Origin of the sequence: Pectobacterium aroidearum, assembly GCF_041228105.1 — a bacterium.
Taxonomy (GTDB): Bacteria; Pseudomonadota; Gammaproteobacteria; order Enterobacterales; family Enterobacteriaceae; genus Pectobacterium; species Pectobacterium aroidearum.
This window is the reverse complement of the sequence record NZ_CP166097.1, coordinates 3,665,286-3,686,010: the sequence shown is the minus strand read 5'-3', so window position 1 is coordinate 3,686,010 and position 20,725 is coordinate 3,665,286. Positions and strand designations below refer to the sequence as shown.

Sequence of the window (20,725 nt, the reverse complement as noted above, 5' to 3'; positions counted from 1 at the left end):
TCGCAGAAACATGCCGTGCTCGCTAATTTTCCCGCCCGTTTTTATTACAACACTATCTTCACAGAATCGTCTTTACAGAACCATGCGCACGATATCGATGTTGCCCAGTTCTTCGTACAGCGTTTCTACCTGCTCAATATGTGTTGCAGTGATGGTGATGGAAACGGAGTGGTAATTCCCCTTGCTGCTGGGTTTGATCTGCGGCGTGTAGTCGCCTGGCGCATGACGTTGTACCACTTCAACGACCAGATCGACCAGCTCTGGTTTTGCCTCACCCATGACTTTGTAGGTAAAAACGCAGGGGAATTCAAGCAGTTCGTTTAATTTGGTTTTCATTTGCGCTCCAGAGAGGGTAATACGTCGGTATTATTCCAACGGTATTAGCACTGACATATGTACATCATACTAAAAAAATATAACTCCCGCGTCTGCGGGAGTTATGGATGCTATCTATATGGGGGCGTTTTCGCCCCACACAAGGGGGGCTTAACCGAACCAGTGATGGAACATCAATTTGATGTAGTCGATCATGCGGCCAAAGATCCCGCCTTCTTTCACTTCGTTCATCACGACCAGCGGGCGCTGATCGATGGTTTTGCCATCTAGCTGGAAGTTGATAGAACCCACAACCTGGTTTTTGGCTAACGGCGCATGCAATTCCGTGTTGTCCAGAACATAGCTGGCTTTCAGATCTTTCATACGGCCACGTGGAATGGTCAGGTAGGCATCTTTCTCAACACCCAGCGCAACGCGGTCGCTGTCGCCAAACCAGACGGGCTCGGAAGCGAACTCTTTGCCTGCTTTCAACGGTGCGACGGTTTCAAAGAAGCGGAAGCCCCAGGTCAGCAGTTTTTTACTTTCTGATTCGCGTCCTTTGGCATTACGTCCACCCAGTACGGCAGAAATCAGGCGCATCTGACCTTCTGTGGCTGAAGCGACCAAATTAAAGCCGGCTGATGACGTGTGGCCTGTTTTGATGCCGTCAACATTCAGGCTGGAATCCCACAGTAAACCGTTACGGTTAGGCTGGCGGATGTTGTTGAATGTGAACTCTTTCTCTTTGTAGGTTGCATACTCTTCTGGAACATCGCGAATCAGCGCCTGACCGATCAGGGCCATATCACGCGCCGAGCTGAACTGGCCGGGGGCGTCCAGACCGTGTACGGTTTCAAAATTGGTATTCTGCAGCCCCAGTGCTTTCACGTAACCGTTCATCAGGTTAACGAAGGCGTCCTGACTTCCCGCAACGTAGTCGGCCATCGCGACACAGGCATCGTTACCGGATTGCAGGATAATGCCGCGGTTTAATTGGGAGACGGGAACACGGTCGCCCGGCTTCAGGAACATCAGGGAAGAGCCCTGGAAGGTTGGGTTACCGGTTGCCCAGGCATCTTTACCGACGGTAACGATGTCGTTAGGGCTGATTTTTCCTGATTTAATCGCCTGACCAATCACGTAGCTGGTCATCATTTTCGTTAAGCTGGCCGGATCGCGGCGCGTGTCAGCGTTCATTTCCGCCAACACTTTTCCAGAGTTGTAATCAATCAGGATGTAGGATTCAGCATCGATTTGCGGAACGCCGGGGATCATCGTTTTAAGATTGATATCTTCGGCATAGGCAAAGGAAGAGGCGCTAATGACGAGCAGTGCGCCAAGCGCAGTACGCTTAGTAAAACGAGACGTGTTTACAGTATTCATGATTGGAACAACAACATCCGTGGGTATGAGTTAAAAAACGAGCCACACTATAGCAGATGGGGAATAGGCAGGCATCAGGCATTACGTTACGTGATTTTGCAAAAGGGCGGTATGTTCAATGTCATAGCCGCCGCTTTCGCATGGTAAGCCTGCCGATTATCCGTGACTAGAGGGTGCCGGGTGCGGCGGTAATAAACGACTGCTGCTGAGCTTCGACTGACAAACGTTGTTGAAGTTCAGCGGCTTGCTGACGATTCTGGAATGGCCCTAGCTGGATACGGTACAGTCCACCGCTCGCCGTGACTTTACCGGCTACGCGGAAGCGTTCGCTCAGGCTGCGCTGCCAGGTTTGCGCGCGTTGCTGATCGCTCAGCGCCCCGACCTGTACCACATAGCGACCCGTGGCGGAGGAGGATACCGCCGAGGGAGCGGCAACCGCTGCAGCTGACGCGGCTGGTGCGACGTTCAGTGGTGCGGCAGATGGGGACGATGTTGCCGTTGGCGCCACGTTGGACTCAACTACGCCAGCGCGCAGGGCAGAAGGGGCTCCCAGAAAACCACCGCTGTGCGATGGTGCGCTGCTCTGCGGTTGCGTGCTTTCTGTAGGGGCACTCAGGCTGCTATTGCTGATTGGGCGAACGGCGCTGTTGGGCGTTGGTGATGTGCTTTCCATCATTGGCGTCCCCAGCCCGCTGGCACCGAAGCTCGGGCGTTCTGGCAAAGCGAAACTTTGCTTGGCGACGGTGGTGCCCACGGTTCCAGGACCGGAGAGCGTGCCATCTGGCGCGACGTTGATGAAGTCCACTTTTACTTTGGTATTGTTTGAGATATTCAGCCGATCGCCTGCAGCCTTCGACAGATCGATAATTCTGCCCGGCGTATACGGCCCGCGGTCATTCACGCGCACAACCAGACGGCGACCGTTACTCAGGTTGGTGACGCGGACATAGCTTGGCAGTGGCAGCGTTGGATGGGCGGCGGTGATCGCGTTAGGATCAAACGTTTCGCCGATTGACGTGCGATTACCGCTGGCTTCTTCGCCGTACCAGGCGGCTAAGCCAGTCTCACTAAAGTTTTGTGGATCTTTGACAATTTTATAGCTCTTGCCTTTGATGCTGTAGTCCTGCAGCGTCCCCTGATTGTAGGGTTCGTAACGCGGTTCCGCACCGCCGATTTCCTCGACGGGGCCGCTATAAACCTGAGTTACTGGTGGAGCAGGCTGCCGCTGTTCCGTGGTGGTACAGGCAGCAAGCGCCAGAGTTGCTACGCCGATACAAAGCCAATCCTTACGCATTGCTCACCTCATGTTATAAATTTTTGGATAGCAGTTTGCGGTGAGTATGTATCGACATGACGATACCGAACCCCGCCATTAAGACGACCAGCGCCGAGCCGCCATAGCTGATTAGCGGCAGCGGCACGCCAACGACGGGAAGTATACCGCTGACCATCCCGATATTGACGAAAACATAGAAAAACAGAATCAGCATCAGCCCGCCGACCATCACTCGACCGAACGAGGTTTGCGCATTAGCAGCAATGACCAGACCGCGCATGATCATGAACAGATACATGGCGAGCAGAATCAAGACGCCGATTAAGCCGAGCTCTTCTGACAGTACGGCAAAGATAAAGTCGGTGTGGCGTTCTGGCAGAAACTCTAATTGAGACTGTGTGCCGTGCAGCCAACCTTTTCCAGACAGGCCACCAGAGCCTATCGCAATTTTCGACTGAATAATATGGTATCCGGCGCCAAGCGGGTCGCTTTCTGGATCGAGCAGCATCATGACCCTGGCGCGCTGATAATCATGCATCAGGAAAAACCAGAGTATAGGAATAAAAGCGGCGAGTAGCAGGACGGCGATACCAATCAAGCGCCAGCTCATGCCCGCGAGGAAAAGCACAAACAGCCCTGAGAGCGCGACCAGAATCGAGGTGCCTAAATCCGGCTGGGCGGCAACCAGCAGCGTAGGGACAAAAATCAGTACCAGTGCGATTGCCGTATTTTTTAGCGATGGCGGGCACATATCACGGTTGATAAAACGCGCGACCATTAGCGGTACGGCGATCTTGGCAATTTCCGACGGTTGGAAACGGATAAAGCCCAGATCCAGCCAGCGCTGCGCGCCTTTACTAATCTGTCCGAAAATATCCACGATGAGCAGCAAAATTACGCAGAATACGTAGAGGTAGGGAGCCCAGCCCTCATACACGCGGGGAGGGATTTGCGCCATCACGATCATCACCGTAAACCCCAGTACGATTTGAACGACTTTTCGTTCCATCATACCGACGTCTTGCCCGCTGGCGCTCCATAAGACAAATAGGCTATAGCCCAGCAGTGCCAGGATGCAGAGAAGAAACGGGAGGTCGATGTGGATTTTCGCCCAGAACGATCCCTTTTGTTGGCTATCGGTCATGACTGTCTGTTACTCACTCTCGCTACCCGGTGGCGCAGGGGGCGCACTGGGTAAATCAGTATTGTTATCACCCAGCAGGATATGATCAAGGATCTGGCGAGTGATGGTGCCAACGGTCGGGCCAGCCCCACCGTTTTCCAGAATGACCGATACCGCTACTTTAGGATTTTTGTACGGGGCAAAGGCAACCATTAATTTATGGTCACGCAAATGTTCTGCGATCTTGTGCGCATTATAGGTTTCGTTTTCTTTCAGGCCGAAGACCTGCGCCGTACCGGATTTTGCCGCAATCTTATAGGGTGCATCCTCGAAGCTTTTGTGCGCGGTGCCGTTAGGTCGATTCGCCACGCCATACATACCATCTTTTGCCACTTCCCAATAGCCAGAGTGGATATCGCCGATTTGCTGATTCTCGGCCTGTCGGTAAGGCACAATCGCCCCATTTTCTCGCGAGCTATACAGCAGATGTGGCGTTTTGACCTGCCCGTCATTGATCAGTGTAACCAACGCCTTATTCATCTGAATGGGCGTTGCCGTCCAGTAGCCCTGTCCGATCCCGACGGGAATGGTGTCGCCCTGATACCAGGGTTTTTTGAATCGTCCTAATTTCCACTCGCGCGTTGGCATATTGCCTTTGCTTTCTTCTGAAATATCGATACCGGTTTTCTCGCCGTAACCAAATTTGGTCATCCATTCGGACAGACGATCAATACCCATGTCATAAGCGACCTGATAGAAGAAGGTGTCCGCAGACTCTTCCAGCGATTTGGTGAGATTCAGGCGACCATGTCCCCATTTTTTCCAGTCGCGAAAGCGTTTTTCTGAACCAGGTAATTGCCACCAGCCGGGATCAAACAGGCTGGTGTTAGTCGTAATCACACCCGTAGTCAGAGCGGAAACCGCGATATAGGGTTTCACGGTGGAGGCGGGCGGGTATACCCCTTGCGTTGTGCGATTGATTAACGGGCGATTAGGATCGTTTTGTAGTTTGTTATAGTTTTTGGTGGAAATCCCGTCGACAAAGAGGTTGGGGTCGTAACTGGGTGTAGAAACCATCGCCAGAATACCGCCATCGCGCGGGTCAGTGACGATGACAGCGGCACGGCTACCTTCGAGTAATTTTTCGATGTAGATTTGCAGACTCAGGTCCAACGTCAGATAAATATCGCGTCCGGCCTGCGGTGGCTGCTCGTGGAGCTGACGGATTACGCGGCCGCGGTTGTTGACTTCAACTTCCTCATAGCCGGGTTTGCCGTGCAGTAAATCTTCGTAATGACGCTCGATGCCCAGCTTACCGATGTCATGCGTGGCGGCGTAATCGGCGATTTTTTCTTCTTTGGTCAGCCGTTCTACGTCTTTATCGTTGATTTTGGAGACATAGCCCGTGACGTGCGTCAGCGCAGAACCATAAGGATAATAGCGGCGCTGGTAGCCTTTAATTTCAACGCCGGGGAAGCGATATTGATTGACGGCAAAGCGGGCAACCTGAATCTCATTGAGCCCGGTTTTCACCGGAATAGAGGTAAAGCGACGTGAGCGCTTACGCTCTTTTTCAAAACTTTCCAGATCGTCATCGGTCAGATCGACGACGGGCCGCAGCGCTTCCAGCGTCTCTTTAAGGTTGTCGACTTTGTCGGGCACCAGCTCTAACTGGTAGATGGTGCGGTTTAACGCCAGCGGTGTGCCGTTACGGTCATAGATGATGCCACGGCTGGGTGCGATAGGAACCAGCTTAATGCGGTTCTCATTAGAACGTGTGCGGTAGTCATCAACACGCACAATCTGCAGATGATAAAGGTTAGCGACTAATACACCGGAAAGCAGCAAAATGCCCAGAAAGGCGACCAAAGCACGGCGCACAAACAGGGCAGACTCAGCCGTATAATCACGAAAGGGTTTACGTTCTACTTTCATCCAGCGTTATTTCACAGGTTTCATCGTATCGCCTTACTCCCGATGGTAAGGGTGATTAGTCGTAATGCTCCATGCACGATACAGGCTCTCTGCCACCAGTACACGGACGAGCGGGTGCGGTAGCGTTAATGGCGAGAGTGACCAGCTTTGTTCCGCTGCGGCTTTGCACTCTGGCGCAAGTCCTTCAGGGCCGCCAATCAGCAGGCTGACGTCGCGTCCGTCCTGTTTCCAACGCTCCAGCTGTTGCGCCAACTGTGGCGTCTCCCAGCGAGTCCCTGGAATATCGAGCGTAACAATGCGGTTGCCTTTACCCACCGCAGCCAGCATCTGTTCGCCTTCGCGCTCCAGGATGCGTTTGATGTCCGCATTTTTACCCCGTTTCCCCGCTGGAATTTCGAGTAATTCGAAAGGCATGTCTTTGGGAAAACGGCGCAGATAATCGGTGAAACCAGTCTGCACCCAGTCGGGCATTTTGGTGCCAACGGCGACCAGTTGCAGTTTCATACTAGCCCCACAGTTTTTCCAATTCGTACAACTGGCGGCTTTCTTCTTGCATGACATGAACCATCACATCACCCAAATCGACAACAACCCAGTCAGCGGCGCTTTCGCCTTCGACACCGAGTGGGATCAGTCCCGCGGCGCGTGAAGATTGCACGACGTGATCGGCAATAGAAGCGACGTGGCGCGTAGAGGTTCCCGTACAGATAACCATGTAATCGGTAATGCTGGATTTACCCTGCACATTGAGTGCAACGATATCCTGAGCTTTTAAGTCATCGACCTTATCAATAACGAAATCTTGGAGTGCTTGGCCTTGCAAAGGTTCCCCCTCAATGGCGTTCTGTCTTCAACTGACAGAGGCGCGTGGCGCTGAATTGTTTAGGAAAAACGTGAATCACCGAGTAATTGCCGAGAATTTCCGCTTTTCCCGGTGATTGAAACCAGCCGCGGAGTATATCACGCACTTTTACCGAGTGGTATAAAGCCCGTGGCTGATGGGCAGGAAAAGCGGTGTTATTGGTACAGGCCGTTTTCGTCGATATAACTGAGTACGGCGGGAGGTAATAAATCGTGGCAGTCCAGACCTTGCTGCCGACGTTGGCGAATTTCCGTGGCCGAGATGGTGACCAGCGGCGTGTCTGCCAAAAAGATCCGCCCTTGCGCTTGGCGGTGGAGATCGTCTGGCGTGTGTGTCAGATGGTCGTCCAGCCACTGTTGTAATTCGGGTGTTTCCAGCGTCGAGCGATAGCCGGGGCGTGCGCACACCAGTAAATGACAGACGCCGAGTAGATCCTGCCAGCGGTGCCAATGGTGTAGCGTCAGCAGCGAATCCTGCCCGATGATAAAACCCAACGGCGCATTACGGCCTTTTTCAGTCCTCAACGCTTCCAATGTTTCAATGGTGTAAGAGGGGGTTTGCCGTTGCAGTTCACGATCGTCCACGGTAAAGAGCGGATTGCCTTCAACGGCTAGCTCAGCCATATGAAAACGCTGTTGGGAACTGGCTTCAGGTTGCTGTCGATGCGGCGGAACATTATTGGGCATCAGAACCACCTGAGTCAGCCCCACGAGATTTGCCAGTGCCGTCACCGGCTGGAGATGACCGTAATGAATCGGGTCGAACGTGCCGCCAAAAAATGCAGTCAGCGATGGTGTAGCGGGGGACTGATTCAGATGAATGCCTCCGGTAATGCTTTGCCGCACAGCAGCATGGCAAGCGATTCAAGTTCAGACCAGACGGGCTGACCGTAGTCTTGCTTTAGCGTTATTTCCACCTGCGTCAGCAATCGCACAGCCTGCTGTAGCTGTTGCAGAGACAGCCGCTGTAATGCCTGAGTGAGCAGGTCACGCCGATTTTGCCACACCTTTTGCTGATCGAATAACGTACGCAGCGGCGTGTCTGACATACGCCGCTTCAGCGCCAACAGTTGTAGCAACTCACGCTGTAGCGTGCGTAGCAAAATGACCGGTTCACAATCTTCCTGCTGTAGCTGCTGCAAAATGTGCCAGGCGCGTTTGCCTTTGCCTGCCAGCAGCGCATCGAGCCAGTGGAACGGCGTGAAGTGGGCGGCATCATTGACTGCGCTTTCCACACGCGGCAGGGTCAGCTTACCATCGGGGTATAGCAGCGACAGCCGTTCTAGCGCCTGAGACAGCGCAAGAAGATTGCCTTCATAGCAATAGCAAATGAGCTGCGTAGCCTGTTCATCCAGCGTCAACTTCATGGATTTGGCGCGCTGTGAAACCCAACGGGGAAGCTGTGCCTGTTCTGGCGTCAGACAATTGATATAGACGCTGTCTTGCGCGAGTGCTTTGAACCAGGCGCTGTTTTCCTGCGCTTTAGTCAGCTTATGACCGCGCAGAATCAGCAAAATATCGGGATGCAATAGCCCGGAAAGCTTGACCAGATTTTCGCTCATCGCAGCATTTGGGCCATTTTCCGGCAAGATCAGTAAGAGCGATTGGCGTGAAGCAAACAGGCTGAGCGCCTGACAAGTGCTGAAAATCGCATCCCAGTCGGTATGTGGATCCAGAATGAAGCTGAAATGTTCGCTGAACTCGTGCTGTTGAGCGACCCGTTTGATGCTATCGAGGCTTTCCTGTAGCAGGAGCGGGTCTGACCCGAAGACCAAATAACAACCGCGCAGCCCCTCATGGAGCTGCGCGGTCAGTTGCTCGGGGTAAAGCCGAATCATGAACGCGTGGCGGCAGCAGTGGAATGGGTGGACTGCTGCCGATTTTTGACTTCCTGACTACCGTTGACGGTCAGCAATTTACGCACCAACTGCTGGGCAGCCTGCTCACGCATTTCCTGACGAACGATGTCCTGTTCGGCATCTTTCGCCAGTGCCGCCAGCGGGTTATCAAAGAACGTGCGGAACACGGTCACGCTGAGCGGATAAATATCTTCACCCGGCATCAGCACCTGCGCCTGCAATGTCAGCACCATCTGGTACTCCGCCGTTTTACCATCCTGAAAAATAGAGACAGTATCGCGCGTTTCGCTTGAGCCCAGTACCCGCAGAGACGGGATATCCTGGCGTGTCGCATCGTCAACGATTTTCACATCGCTGAGACGGAGCTGCTCGCGTACCGCACGCGTGAGCGGGCCATAGGGGTCACTGCTGTCAAGCACCAGCGTTTGTAACTGCGCAGGCACTTGTGTCGTACCGCGCAGGTGAAAACCGCAGCCAGCGGTGATTAACACCGCTAGCCCCAGCAACAGCGTGAATAGACGATGTCGCACAGTTCCTCCTTGCCTTAACCCACAACCAGGTTAAGCAGTTTGCCAGGGACATAAATCACTTTACGAACCGTGACGCCGTCCAGATATTTCGCGACCAGCGGTTCCTGAGCAGCGCGTTCGCGAACCTGTTCTTCGCTTGCGTCAGCGGCAACGGTAATTTTACCACGTACTTTACCGTTCACCTGCACAACAACCAGCTTGGAATCTTCAACCATTGCTTTCTCATCAGCAACCGGCCACGGCGCCGTATCGATGTCGCCTTCGCCTTGCAGAGCTTGCCACAGCGTGAAGCAGACATGTGGCGTGAACGGATAGAGCATACGCACAACGGCCAACAGCGTTTCCTGCGTCAGCGCGCGATCCTGATCGCTGTCCTGCGGCGCTTTAGCCAATTTGTTCATCAGTTCCATGATGGCGGCGATCGCGGTGTTGAAGGTCTGGCGACGGCCGATATCATCGGTCACTTTCGCGATCGTTTTGTGCAGGTCGCGGCGCAGTGATTTCTGATCTTCCGTCAGTGTAGCGACATCCAACGCCGTTGTTGCGCCTTTCTCGGTGTGCTCAAAGGCTTGTCTCCAGACGCGTTTCAGGAAGCGGTTCGCGCCTTCTACGCCAGATTCCTGCCATTCCAGCGTCATTTCTGCCGGAGAAGCAAACATCATGAACAGACGAACGGTATCTGCACCGTATTTCTCTACCATGACCTGCGGGTCGATGCCGTTGTTCTTCGACTTCGACATTTTGCTCATGCCGGCGTAGATCACGTCGCGACCTTCGTTATCGACGGCTTTGACGATGCGTCCTTTCTCATCACGCTCAACGTTAACGTCGATAGGAGAAACCCAGACGCGCTCGCCGTTGTTGCCCAGATAGTAGAAGGCATCGGCCAGCACCATGCCCTGACACAGCAGGCGTTTGGCAGGCTCGTCAGAGGTAACCAGACCCGCGTCGCGCATCAGTTTGTGGAAGAAGCGGAAATACATCAGGTGCATGATGGCGTGTTCGATACCGCCAACGTATTGGTCAACGGGCAGCCAGTAGTTGGCGGCAGCCGGATCCAACATTCCCTGATCGTACTGCGGGCAAGTATAGCGCGCGTAGTACCAGGAGGATTCCATAAAGGTGTCGAATGTGTCGGTTTCACGCAGCGCAGGCTGACCGTTAACGGTGGTCTTCGCCCATTCCGGGTTAGATTTCAGCGGGCTGGTGATGCCGTCCATCACGACATCTTCCGGCAGGATCACTGGCAGCTGATCTTCTGGCGTCGGGATAACGGTGCCGTCTTCCAGTGTCACCATTGGAATTGGCGCGCCCCAGTAGCGCTGACGAGATACACCCCAGTCGCGCAGGCGATAGTTGACTTTACGTTCGCCAATGCCTTTCTCTACCAGCTTATCGGCAATGGCGTTAAAGGCTGCGTCGAAATCCAGGCCGTCAAATTCACCGGAATTGAACAGGTTGCCTTTTTCCGTCATGGCTTCAGCAGACAGGTCGGGCTCGCTGCCATCGGCGTTCAGGATGACTGGCTTAATGGACAAGTCATATTTGGTGGCGAATTCCCAGTCGCGCTGGTCGTGACCCGGAACGGCCATCACAGCACCTGTACCGTATTCCATCAGGACGAAGTTGGCGACCCAGATAGCGACTTTCTCGCCGTTCAACGGGTGAATCGCATACAGGCCGGTGGCCATGCCTTTTTTCTCCATTGTCGCCATATCGGCTTCGGCAACTTTGGTATTACGGCATTCTGCAATGAAATCGGCCAGCGCCGGGTTCGCTGCGGCAGCTTGTGCGGCGAGAGGGTGACCTGCGGCAACGGCCACGTAGGTGACGCCCATGAACGTATCCGGGCGCGTGGTGTAAACGGTCAGTTTCTCGGCGCTGTCCGCCACGTCAAAGGTGATCTCCACACCTTCGGAGCGGCCAATCCAGTTACGCTGCATGGTTTTGACCTGCTCAGGCCAGCTTTCCAGCGTATCCAGATCGTTCAGCAATTGGTCTGCATAAGCGGTGATTTTGATAAACCACTGCGGAATCTCTTTGCGTTCAACTTTGGTGTCGCAGCGCCAGCAGCAGCCGTCGATAACCTGTTCGTTCGCCAGTACAGTTTGGTCGTTCGGGCACCAGTTAACGGCGGAGGTTTTTTTATAAACCAGACCTTTCTCGTACAGCTTGGTGAAGAACCACTGTTCCCAGCGGTAGTAGTCTGGTTTACAGGTCGCAACTTCGCGATCCCAGTCATAGCCAAAGCCCAGCAGTTTGAGCTGGTTTTTCATGTAGTCGATGTTGGCGTAGGTCCAGGGCGCTGGCGCGGTGTTGTTCTTGACTGCAGCGCCTTCGGCCGGCAGACCAAAAGCATCCCAACCAATCGGTTGTAGAACGTTTTTACCCAGCATGCGCTGATAGCGGGAGATCACGTCGCCAATGGTGTAGTTACGGACGTGGCCCATATGTAGTCGGCCAGAAGGGTAAGGCAGCATGGAAAGGCAATAGTATTTTTCCTTGCCGGGCTGTTCGGTGACTTTAAATGTCTGCTTCTCTTGCCAGTGAAGCTGGACGTCCGCTTCTATCTCTTCTGGGCGGTATTGCTCTTGCATGGCTGCCAGGGGTCCTGTTTAGTGAAGAATCGCTACGTGAGTAGCCTGTTCTGATTCATAACAAAAGATCCGCATAGCATAGCCGTAAGCGGCGCGTGCAACAACACCCAGCGCCCGACTGAGGAATATTTATGATTTGTGAGCGGCATACTGCGAGGAATTGCGCAAATTGGTGACAATTTCCTCAGGTGTGCGGAAAAAATAATCTAAAATAGAGAGAGATAGGCAACATATCGGTTCTTTACCTGGTGTGCCAGACGGCGAATAGTCGTGCTTTATCGCCCTTCAACCCGCTTATTCAGGAGGAAGCATGAATAAACTAGCCCGCTATTACCGCGAGTTAATGGCTTCAGTTACAGCCCGGCTGAACAACGGTGAACGCGATCTTGATAGTCTGGTGCAGAGCGCCCGCAAAACCTTGCAGGAAGGCTCGGAGCTGACGCAGAAAGAAATAGAGCAGGTGATTCAGGCTGTTCAGCGCGATTTGGAAGAGTTTGGCCGTAGCTATAGCGAAAGTCAGGATGAGTTCACTGACAGCGTTTTTATGCGAGTCATTAAGGAAAGCCTGTGGCAGGAACTTGCGGATATTACGGATAAAACGCAGTTGGAGTGGCGTGAGATTTTTAAAGATGTGAATCATCACGGGGTATATCACAGCGGTGAAGTGGTGGGACTAGGCAATCTGGTGTGTGAGAACTGCCATCACCATATAGCGTTCTATACGCCAGAAGTCTTACCGCTTTGTCCGAAATGCTCGCATGACCTGTTCCATCGTCAGCCATTTCAGCCGTAGGGCTGTCTAAAGAGACAAAGCGTGCCTTGCGGCACGCTTTGTTTGCGTATTAATGCAGGATTTTCGCCAGGAAGTCTTTCGCGCGCTCGGACTGTGGGTTATTGAAGAAATCATCCTTGCGGGTGTCTTCAACAATTTTTCCCTCATCCATAAAGATCACGCGGTGCGCCACCTTACGGGCAAAGCCCATTTCATGGGTGACGACCATCATGGTCATGCCTTCCTGCGCCAATTCAACCATGACGTCCAGCACTTCATTGATCATCTCTGGATCGAGTGCAGATGTCGGTTCATCAAATAACATCGCGATAGGATCCATACACAGCGCACGGGCGATAGCGACACGCTGTTGCTGACCACCGGAAAGCTGACCCGGATACTTGTTGGCGTGTGCAGCCAGACCAACGCGCTCCAACAGTTTCTGCGCCTTCGCTTTGGCGTCTTCACGCTTGCGTTTTAGCACTTTTACCTGCGCGAGCGTCAGGTTCTCAATAATCGACAGATGCGGGAACAGTTCAAAGTGCTGGAACACCATCCCGACTTTGGAACGTAGCTGGGCCAGATTGGTTTTTTTATCGTTAACGGCAGTCCCGTTGACGGTAATTTCACCTTTTTGGATCGGTTCCAGGCCATTTACGGTTTTAATCAGGGTTGATTTGCCGGAGCCAGAAGGCCCACAGACGACTACGACTTCACCTTTTTTTACTTCTGTGGAGCAGTCGGCTAGCACCTGAAATTGGCCGTACCATTTAGAAACATTTTTCAGGGAAATCATCAAACCGTCCTTTTTTTCAGGTAACTGACCAGCATTGAGGCTGAAATGCTGAAGATAAAATAAATGAACCCGGCAAACAGGATCATTTCAACTTGTGTTCCGTCACGCTCGCCGATGGTTGAGGCGGTACGGAAGAAATCAGCGAGGCTGAGCACGTAAACCAGTGAGGTATCCTGGAACAGGACAATCCCTTGCGTCAGCAACAATGGCACCATGGCGCGGAATGCCTGCGGCAGAATAACCAGCTTCATGGATTGCCAATGCGTCATGCCTAATGCCAGTGCCGCGGAGGATTGACCGCGCGATATGCTGAGGATACCCGCACGAATAATTTCAGAATAATAGGCTGCCTCGAACAGCGAGAAGGCTACCATAGCTGAAATCAGGCGAATATCGGTTTTCGGCGATAGCCCAAGCACATTTTGTAATAAGCTAGGAACCACCAGATAGAACCACAGCAGCACCATAACGAGTGGAACGGAGCGGAACAAGTTCACATACAGTTTGGCGAACCAACTGATGGGCTTGATCGGCGACAGGCGCATTACCGCCAGAATCGTGCCCCACACAATCCCGAATACCACCGCCGTCAGCGTAATCTTGAGTGTAACAACCATCCCCTGAATCAGGTACGGCATGCTTGGCCCAATTGAGCTCCAGTCAAATTCATACATGATTTATTTGCTCCCCATATTGCCCGGCAAACGGGTTTTTCGCTCAACGACCTGCATAATCAACATAATGATGGCATTGATGCCAACGTACGCCAGCGTGATGGCGGTAAAGGATTCATACGCGTGGGCGGAATAATCCAGCAGTTTCCCTGCCTGTGCCGCCATATCAACCAGACCAATCGTGGACGCGATGGCCGAGTTTTTGACCAGGTTCAGCATCTCTGACGTCAATGGCGGAACAATGACGCGGTACGCATTCGGCAGCAACACATAGCGGTAAGTTTGTGGCAGCGTCAGGCCCATTGCCAATCCGGCAGCTTTCTGCCCGCGCGGTAGAGATTGAATCCCCGCACGCACCTGCTCACAAACGCGCGCTGCGGTGAAGAGCCCCAGACAAATCATCGATGACAGGAAGAACTGAATATTCGGGTCTAGCTCGGCTTTAAACCACATGCCGATGCTGGCAGGAAGCAGTTCGGGCACCACCAGATACCAGGTAAAGAACTGGACAATCAGTGGGACGTTGCGAAATAGCTCGACGTAGCAGGTACCAATGCCCGCAACAAAGCGGTTCGGGACGGTACGCAAGATTCCAAATAAAGAACCAACGAGAAAGGCGATAATCCAGGCACAGATAGACAATGTGACGGTAACTTGCAGACCGGACAAAATCCACCCGAGGTAGGTTGTGTTGCCGAAAGGGGCGGCTTGTAGAAATATGCCCCAGTTCCAATCTATTGACATAACGAACTCCGGTAAAAAAAGGGTAGCGAAGCTACCCTGAAGATTGATGAGCGGCCATATTCCCGTTCTGTTTCAAACTACAGGCGTATTGTTTGTTTTCCTGTTTATCGAAATTTCTCGGGGCAACATGTGATGGGGAACGACCATCACATGCCTGTCTGTCCTGCCACGAATCAGCAATCAGAGGGCAGATGACTCTGCCCTTATTCTCATTATTAATTAGTTGAGCGCTTTGTCATTTGGCGCTTTGAACAAGGCCTTCATTTCGTCTGACAGTGCAAAGTTCAGGTTAAGATCTTTTGGCGGAATAGGTTGTTTAAACCAGCGATCGAACCATTTTTCAGCTTCACCGGAGGTCTGAACCTCAGCGATGGTGTCATCAACCAGTTTCTTGAATTGCGGGTCGTCTTTACGCAGCATACAGCCGTAGGCTTCTTCAGACTGCGCTTTGCCGACGATGTCCCATTGATCGGCGCTTTTCGCTTTCGCACGTTCGCCCGCCAGCAAAGCATCATCCATCATGAAGGCCACAGCACGGCCGCTTTCCAGCGTACGGAAGGAGTCGCCGTGGTCTTTCGCACTGATGATGCGCATTTTCATCTGTTTTTCTTCATTCAGCTTATTCAGCAGAACTTCAGAGGTGGTACCGGAAGTCACTACGACGGTTTTACCCGCCAGATCTGGGAAGTCTTTTACGCCGGAGTCTTTTTTGGTTAACAGACGCGTACCGACCACGAAAATGGTGTTAGAAAACGCGGCTTGTTTCTGGCGTTCCAGATTGTTGGTCGTTGAACCACACTCAAAATCGAATGTACCGTTCTGCAACAGAGGGATACGGTTCTGAGAGGTGATAGGGAGTAGCTTGACCTGCAGGTTAGGCGCATCCAGTTTTTTCTTAACCGCTTCGACAATTTTGTCAGAGTAGGCTTGAGAGTAGCCGACCACTTTTTGCGTGTTGTCATAGTAAGAAAAAGGCACGGACGATTCGCGGTGTCCAATGACGATCACGCCATTATCTTTGACCTTTTTCAATGTACCGGCCAGATCTTCAGCCTGAGCTACGCTGGCGGCGGTGCCAAGCAGAAGCAGTGATAATGCCAGTTTACGCATTTGCATGTTCTAACTCCTTTGCTGTCGTTGCTGCAATAGTTATAGCGCTGTCATGAATAACCGTATGGTTAATATGCTCGTCATTTTCAAGTTAACGTGTATCGCTGCATCACTCATACATAACGCTTTGCGACTTATCAGTGATACCGCTGCACCGTTAAAGCGCGAAGTTACTGTCTATACAGTTAAAAAGTAGCTGATTGTAAATAGATTGAAATGGAAATGTTTGTTTTTTGCGATATCCGCCGCACCAAATAGCAGCAATATCATAGTGCGGCACCAATTTGGTGCGTTACTTGCCCCAGCAGAGCGCTCTAAGCCGACGCAATATCCAAAAAAATACAGAAACAATCCTTTACAGGGTAATAACAGGCAAATACCGTGCCATAAATAAAAAAGGCATGCAAAAGCATGCCCTTAGGGAAGTGGAAAGAGGGAGGTTATCGGCGACGCAAACCGAAGAGAACGGTAACGATGCCGCCGAATAACGTGATGATCCAGAGCGGCCAGGAACCGAAACGTGCATAAGGTGTGATTCCGGTAGCGGGCACAACCTGCGTGCTCAGCACCGCACGCGTAAACTGCGGCAGACTGGCGCTGACATTGCCATCAGGTGTAATCACCGCGGTGACGCCGTTATTGGTACTCCGAACCAGAGGACGTCCTAATTCCAACGCGCGCATGCGTGCCATCTGGAAATGCTGCCACGGTCCAATTGAATGACCGAACCAAGCATCGTTCGAGATAGTCAGCAACATATCGGTGTCTGGCCGGAAGTTATCCCGCAACTGTTGGCCTAAGATAATCTCATAGCAAATGGCGGCATTAAGCTTGAAGCCATGAACCGAGAGCTGAGGCTGGACGTAGTCTCCTCGGCTGAACGATGACATAGGAAGATCGAAGAACGGCGCCAGCGGGCGTAACAGTGTTTCCAACGGGACAAACTCGCCAAAAGGCACCAGATGGTTTTTGTTGTAACGGTTCGTTGTAGGGTAGTGGTACGGATCTTTGTCGCCCAACACGATAACCGAGTTATAAAAATCGGTTTTGTTACCCTCACGCCGGATATCGACGATACCTGTAATCAGGCTGCTATTGCGGCTACGCAAGATATCGTCAACCTGTTTCAGGTAAGCGCCCTGACGACTTTCAATATCAGGAATCGCCGTTTCCGGCCAGATCACGATAGGTGCCTTGTCCATATAAGGCAGGCTGTTATCCAGATAGATCTTCAGCGTGTTCAATAGCTCATCTTGTTCCCATTTCATGGCCTGCGGGATATTGCCCTGTACCAGTGCGACATTGACGGCGCGTTCAGGTTGCAGGGTGTACCACTGCACGTTGCGCAGCGGCCATGATAAAACGAAAACAGCGATAGCAATGGCCGCCGGAACGACTTTGCGTTGAGTGATGGCATAAACGAGTAGCCCGCTGAGACTCATCAACAGGAAGGTGATGGTGTCGATGCCCAGAATGGGCGCAATACCTTTTAGCGGGCCGTCAATCTGGCTGTAGCCGAATTGTAGCCACGGAAAGCCCGTCAGTACCCAGCCGCGTAAAAATTCGGTTAATTGCCACAGCACGGGGGCGGCCAGTGCCAGACGCCACAGCGTTGTCTTCGGGCTGAGGCGTGAGAGCAGGGCAGCAAACAGCAGGGGATAGAGCGATAAATAGGCCGCGAGCAGAATGACCAGTGCAATGTTTACAGGACCCGGCATCCCACCAAATTGCGCGATACTGACGTAAACCCAGTTAATGCCGCTGCCAAATAGGCCGAATCCCCAGCAAAAGCCTATCCAGGCTGACTGGCGGCTAGTACGGTTTAGTGTCAGCGCCTGTAGGCCCATGAGCGAGATAATCGCCGCGGGCCAGAAGTCAAAGGGAGAAAATGCCAGCGTGCCACAGGCACCAAATAAGAGCGCCAGCGGGGCTCTGACCTGCTGGCGTTGTAGAAAAGAAGCGACAACCATTGCCAAATTATTCTTCCAATTTTGGTTGAGGGGCATCGTCAGGGATTCTGACATGAACCTGAATAATACGGCGACTGTCCGCCATCGCAACCTTAAACAGGTAACCTTCTATGTCGATGGTTTCGCCTCGGGCAGGAAGGTGCCCAAAGGACTGCATCACCAAGCCGCCAATCGTATCGACTTCGTCATCGCTGAACCGTGTCCCGAAAGCCTCATTGAAATCTTCAATATCGGTTAACGCACGAACGGTGTAAGTCTGGCGATTGAGCTGACGAATATCTCTGTCTTCTTCATCGTCGTATTCATCTTCAATTTCGCCGACAATCAGCTCAAGAATATCTTCAATCGTGACCAGGCCGGATACGCCGCCAAATTCATCGATGACAATCGCCATGTGATAACGCAGCGAGCGGAACTCATTCAGCATCCGATCAACGCGTTTACTTTCCGGCACAACAACAGCGGAACGCAGGACTTTATCCATACTGAAGGGTTCGGAATCGCTGCGCATAAACGGCAGCAAATCCTTAGCCATCAGGATGCCTTCAATGTGGTCTTTATCTTCGCTAATAACGGGGAAACGGGAGTGGGCGGATTCGATAATCACGTCCAGGCACTCTTCCAGCGTTTGATCGCGCTTGAGCGTAATCATCTGCGAGCGAGGGATCATGATGTCGCGTACACGCTGGTCGGCGATATCCATGACGCCTTCGAGCATATCTCGTGTTTCAGGATCGATCAGGTCATTCTGTTCGGAATCGCGAATCAGAGTGAGTAAACCGTTACGATCTTTTGGCTCGCCGTGAAAAAGCTGATTAAGAATAAGAGAAAAGAAGCCCTTTTTGGGACTGGGTGCATCGCTGTTTTGAGAATGGTCGTCGCTCATGCGTTTTAATTAACATCACTCTTGTTAAGGGATTATTGCCAGCAACTGGAAACGGCACAGTTGCTGATGTGTAGCAGATAAGTACCCGACATCTTCCCGATCTCGAGGAGACCCGTCATACTTCAAGCTGCACGTGTGTTGGCTGCGTTCACTCACCCGAATCACTTACCTGTGTAAGCTCATCGGGATTCCTTCCCTTGCCGCCTTCTTGCAACTCGAATTATTTAGGGTCATATAAAATGTATTTCTATTTATTCGGTGAGGCCATCTTTTTCTGCAAGGTAAGGATCGGCATAACCCATACTTTGCATAATCTCGGTTTCCAGCGCTTCCATTTCTTCGGCTTCGCTGTCTTCGATATGGTCATACCCTAGCAGATGCAGGCTACCATGGACAACCATGTGCGCCCAGTGCTCTTCTACAGTTTTTTCCTGCTCTGCGGCTTCTTGTTCGACAACCTGACGGCAGATGATTAAATCGCCAAGCAGAGGAAGTTCGACCTCAGGCGGAACCTCAAAAGGAAACGACAGCACGTTGGTCGGTTTGTCTTTCCCGCGGTAGGTGTTATTCAGGTCGCGACTTTCGGCCTCATCCACGATACGGATGGTGACTTCAGAGACTTCCTGAAACTGTGGCAGAACGCCTTCCAGCCAGCGCTGAAAGTCTTTCTCTTCCGGTAACCCCTGTGCTTGCTCGCTGGCGATTTGTAAATCGAGAATCACCTGACTCATTTTTGCTCCTGATCTGATGCCGCAGCCTGTGCTTCACGCTTACGCTGTTCTGCCAAGGCGTCTTTACGTTTCTGCTCGGCATTTTCCCACGCTTCATAGGCATTCACAATCCGCGCGACCACTGGGTGGCGCACCACGTCTTCGCTATGGAAAAAGTTAAAGCTAATTTCTTCCACATCAGCCAGCACTTCAATGGCGTGGCGTAAGCCGGATTTGAGATTCTTCGGCAGGTCGATCTGCGTGACGTCACCGGTGATGACGGCTTTTGAGTTGAACCCGATACGCGTCAGGAACATTTTCATCTGTTCGATGGTAGTGTTCTGGCTTTCATCCAGAATGATGAAAGCATCGTTCAGCGTTCGACCACGCATGTAAGCCAGCGGCGCGACTTCAATGACGTTGCGTTCGATGAGCTTCTCGACACGCTCAAAGCCCAGCATTTCAAACAGGGCATCATAAAGTGGTCGCAGGTAAGGATCGACTTTCTGGCTCAGATCGCCAGGCAGGAATCCCAGCTTCTCACCGGCTTCGACCGCTGGTCGCGTGAGCAGGATACGGCGAATATCCTGACGCTCCAATGCATCCACGGCGGCAGCGACGGCTAGGTAGGTTTTTCCCGTTCCTGCCGGGCCAACGCCAAACGTGATGTCATGATCGAGTATATTGGCGACATATTGTGCCTGATTTGGCGTGCGCGGTTTGATTACGCCGCGTTTGGTGCGGATATTGACCACTTTGCCATAGTCAGGAACGTGTTCCGCAGACTGCTCCAGCACGCGGGATTCTTTAATCGCAAGGTGAATTTGCTCAGGATCGATATCACCGATGACGCCACGTACCGGGGCTGTATCGACATACAGACGTTGCAGGATATCAGCGGCAGCTTGCGTCAGCAGGTTTTTGCCGACCAGTTTAAACTGGTTATCCCGGCGATTGATCTCGATGCCTAAACGACGCTCTAGCTGCTTAATATTGTCATCAAATGGACCGCAAAGGCTGAGCAGGCGTTGGTTATCTGCGGGTTCAAGGGCAATTTCTTTTGTCGTTACGTTCAAATTATTCCTCTTGAGCGTTGCTGTGCTGGCGCTATTCTGCCCGCACAAAATGAACAGTTGTCAGACGGCCTGATGTGTCCGCCATATGAATGAATTATTCATCGTGAA

General features: G+C 52.3%; 20 protein-coding genes. 1 reads left to right on the top strand and 19 read right to left on the bottom strand.

Features of this window, described 5'->3' with window-relative positions; genetic code table 11:
* Positions 1–72: 72 nt before the first annotated feature.
* From ybeD to leuS, 11 genes are all read right to left on the bottom strand, one after another.
* Positions 73–336 (bottom strand): DUF493 family protein YbeD, encoded by a 264-nt coding sequence (gene ybeD, locus AB8809_RS16770; RefSeq protein ID WP_005976281.1) that lies wholly within the window; start codon positions 334–336, stop codon positions 73–75.
* Positions 337–486: 150 nt separating this feature from the next.
* Positions 487–1,698, bottom strand: a complete 1,212-nt coding sequence (gene dacA, locus AB8809_RS16765; RefSeq protein WP_014700744.1) for a D-alanyl-D-alanine carboxypeptidase DacA — start codon at positions 1,696–1,698, stop codon at positions 487–489.
* 166 nt (positions 1,699–1,864) lie between these two features.
* Positions 1,865–2,992, bottom strand: a complete 1,128-nt coding sequence (rlpA, locus tag AB8809_RS16760) for an endolytic peptidoglycan transglycosylase RlpA (protein ID WP_349855020.1) — start codon at positions 2,990–2,992, stop codon at positions 1,865–1,867.
* Between the two features lie 13 nt (positions 2,993–3,005).
* Complete coding sequence (mrdB, locus tag AB8809_RS16755; RefSeq protein WP_015839464.1) at positions 3,006–4,118, bottom strand: peptidoglycan glycosyltransferase MrdB; 1,113 nt, start codon at positions 4,116–4,118, stop codon at positions 3,006–3,008.
* A gap of 9 nt (positions 4,119–4,127) precedes the next feature.
* The gene (gene mrdA, locus AB8809_RS16750; protein ID WP_015839465.1) at positions 4,128–6,032 is read right to left on the bottom strand and encodes a peptidoglycan DD-transpeptidase MrdA; all 1,905 of its coding nucleotides are present in this window, start codon (positions 6,030–6,032) and stop codon (positions 4,128–4,130) included.
* Positions 6,033–6,065: 33 nt separating this feature from the next.
* Positions 6,066–6,536 (bottom strand): 23S rRNA (pseudouridine(1915)-N(3))-methyltransferase RlmH, encoded by a 471-nt coding sequence (gene rlmH / locus AB8809_RS16745; RefSeq protein ID WP_015730925.1) that lies wholly within the window; start codon positions 6,534–6,536, stop codon positions 6,066–6,068.
* Between the two features lies 1 nt (position 6,537).
* The gene (gene rsfS, locus AB8809_RS16740; protein ID WP_010284049.1) at positions 6,538–6,855 is read right to left on the bottom strand and encodes a ribosome silencing factor; all 318 of its coding nucleotides are present in this window, start codon (positions 6,853–6,855) and stop codon (positions 6,538–6,540) included.
* A 194-nt stretch (positions 6,856–7,049) separates the two neighbouring features.
* The gene (gene nadD, locus AB8809_RS16735; RefSeq protein ID WP_349855016.1) at positions 7,050–7,739 is read right to left on the bottom strand and encodes a nicotinate-nucleotide adenylyltransferase; all 690 of its coding nucleotides are present in this window, start codon (positions 7,737–7,739) and stop codon (positions 7,050–7,052) included.
* Positions 7,706–8,731, bottom strand: coding sequence for a DNA polymerase III subunit delta (gene holA, locus AB8809_RS16730; RefSeq protein WP_349855014.1), 1,026 nt, complete (start codon positions 8,729–8,731; stop codon positions 7,706–7,708). The genes nadD and holA overlap by 34 nt, the downstream gene beginning before the upstream one ends.
* Entirely contained in the window at positions 8,728–9,282 is a 555-nt protein-coding gene (lptE, locus tag AB8809_RS16725; RefSeq protein WP_015839468.1) for an LPS assembly lipoprotein LptE, read from the bottom strand. The genes holA and lptE overlap by 4 nt, the downstream gene beginning before the upstream one ends.
* A gap of 14 nt (positions 9,283–9,296) precedes the next feature.
* On the bottom strand, positions 9,297–11,879 hold the full coding sequence (gene leuS / locus AB8809_RS16720; protein WP_349855012.1) for a leucine--tRNA ligase: 2,583 nt from the start codon (positions 11,877–11,879) through the stop codon (positions 9,297–9,299).
* Positions 11,880–12,189: 310 nt separating this feature from the next.
* On the opposite strand from leuS, the gene AB8809_RS16715 reads away from it, so the two are divergent.
* Positions 12,190–12,672 carry a zinc ribbon-containing protein gene (locus tag AB8809_RS16715; RefSeq protein ID WP_015839470.1) on the top strand — a complete coding sequence of 161 codons (483 nt, stop codon included), beginning with the start codon at positions 12,190–12,192 and terminating at the stop codon, positions 12,670–12,672.
* A gap of 49 nt (positions 12,673–12,721) precedes the next feature.
* On the opposite strand, the gene AB8809_RS16710 is transcribed toward AB8809_RS16715, so the two are convergent.
* The 8 genes from AB8809_RS16710 to AB8809_RS16675 form a co-directional block, all read right to left on the bottom strand.
* Positions 12,722–13,447: an amino acid ABC transporter ATP-binding protein gene (locus AB8809_RS16710; RefSeq protein ID WP_005976306.1), complete on the bottom strand. Its 726-nt coding sequence runs from the start codon at positions 13,445–13,447 to the stop codon at positions 12,722–12,724.
* Positions 13,447–14,121, bottom strand: a complete 675-nt coding sequence (gltK, locus tag AB8809_RS16705; protein ID WP_015839471.1) for a glutamate/aspartate ABC transporter permease GltK — start codon at positions 14,119–14,121, stop codon at positions 13,447–13,449. Before gltK ends, AB8809_RS16710 begins: the two co-directional genes overlap by 1 nt.
* 3 nt (positions 14,122–14,124) lie before the next feature.
* The gene (locus AB8809_RS16700; RefSeq protein WP_180778358.1) at positions 14,125–14,865 is read right to left on the bottom strand and encodes an amino acid ABC transporter permease; all 741 of its coding nucleotides are present in this window, start codon (positions 14,863–14,865) and stop codon (positions 14,125–14,127) included.
* 219 nt (positions 14,866–15,084) lie between these two features.
* A complete protein-coding gene (locus tag AB8809_RS16695; RefSeq protein WP_015839473.1) occupies positions 15,085–15,981 on the bottom strand; it encodes an amino acid ABC transporter substrate-binding protein in 897 nt (298 codons plus the stop codon).
* 434 nt (positions 15,982–16,415) lie between these two features.
* The gene (lnt, locus tag AB8809_RS16690; RefSeq protein WP_349855011.1) at positions 16,416–17,945 is read right to left on the bottom strand and encodes an apolipoprotein N-acyltransferase; all 1,530 of its coding nucleotides are present in this window, start codon (positions 17,943–17,945) and stop codon (positions 16,416–16,418) included.
* A gap of 7 nt (positions 17,946–17,952) precedes the next feature.
* The gene (corC, locus tag AB8809_RS16685) at positions 17,953–18,831 is read right to left on the bottom strand and encodes a CNNM family magnesium/cobalt transport protein CorC (protein ID WP_015839475.1); all 879 of its coding nucleotides are present in this window, start codon (positions 18,829–18,831) and stop codon (positions 17,953–17,955) included.
* A gap of 251 nt (positions 18,832–19,082) precedes the next feature.
* On the bottom strand, positions 19,083–19,562 hold the full coding sequence (gene ybeY / locus AB8809_RS16680; RefSeq protein WP_349855010.1) for an rRNA maturation RNase YbeY: 480 nt from the start codon (positions 19,560–19,562) through the stop codon (positions 19,083–19,085).
* Positions 19,559–20,617: a PhoH family protein gene (locus tag AB8809_RS16675; protein WP_014914633.1), complete on the bottom strand. Its 1,059-nt coding sequence runs from the start codon at positions 20,615–20,617 to the stop codon at positions 19,559–19,561. Before AB8809_RS16675 ends, ybeY begins: the two co-directional genes overlap by 4 nt.
* Between the last annotated feature and the right edge of the window lie 108 nt (positions 20,618–20,725).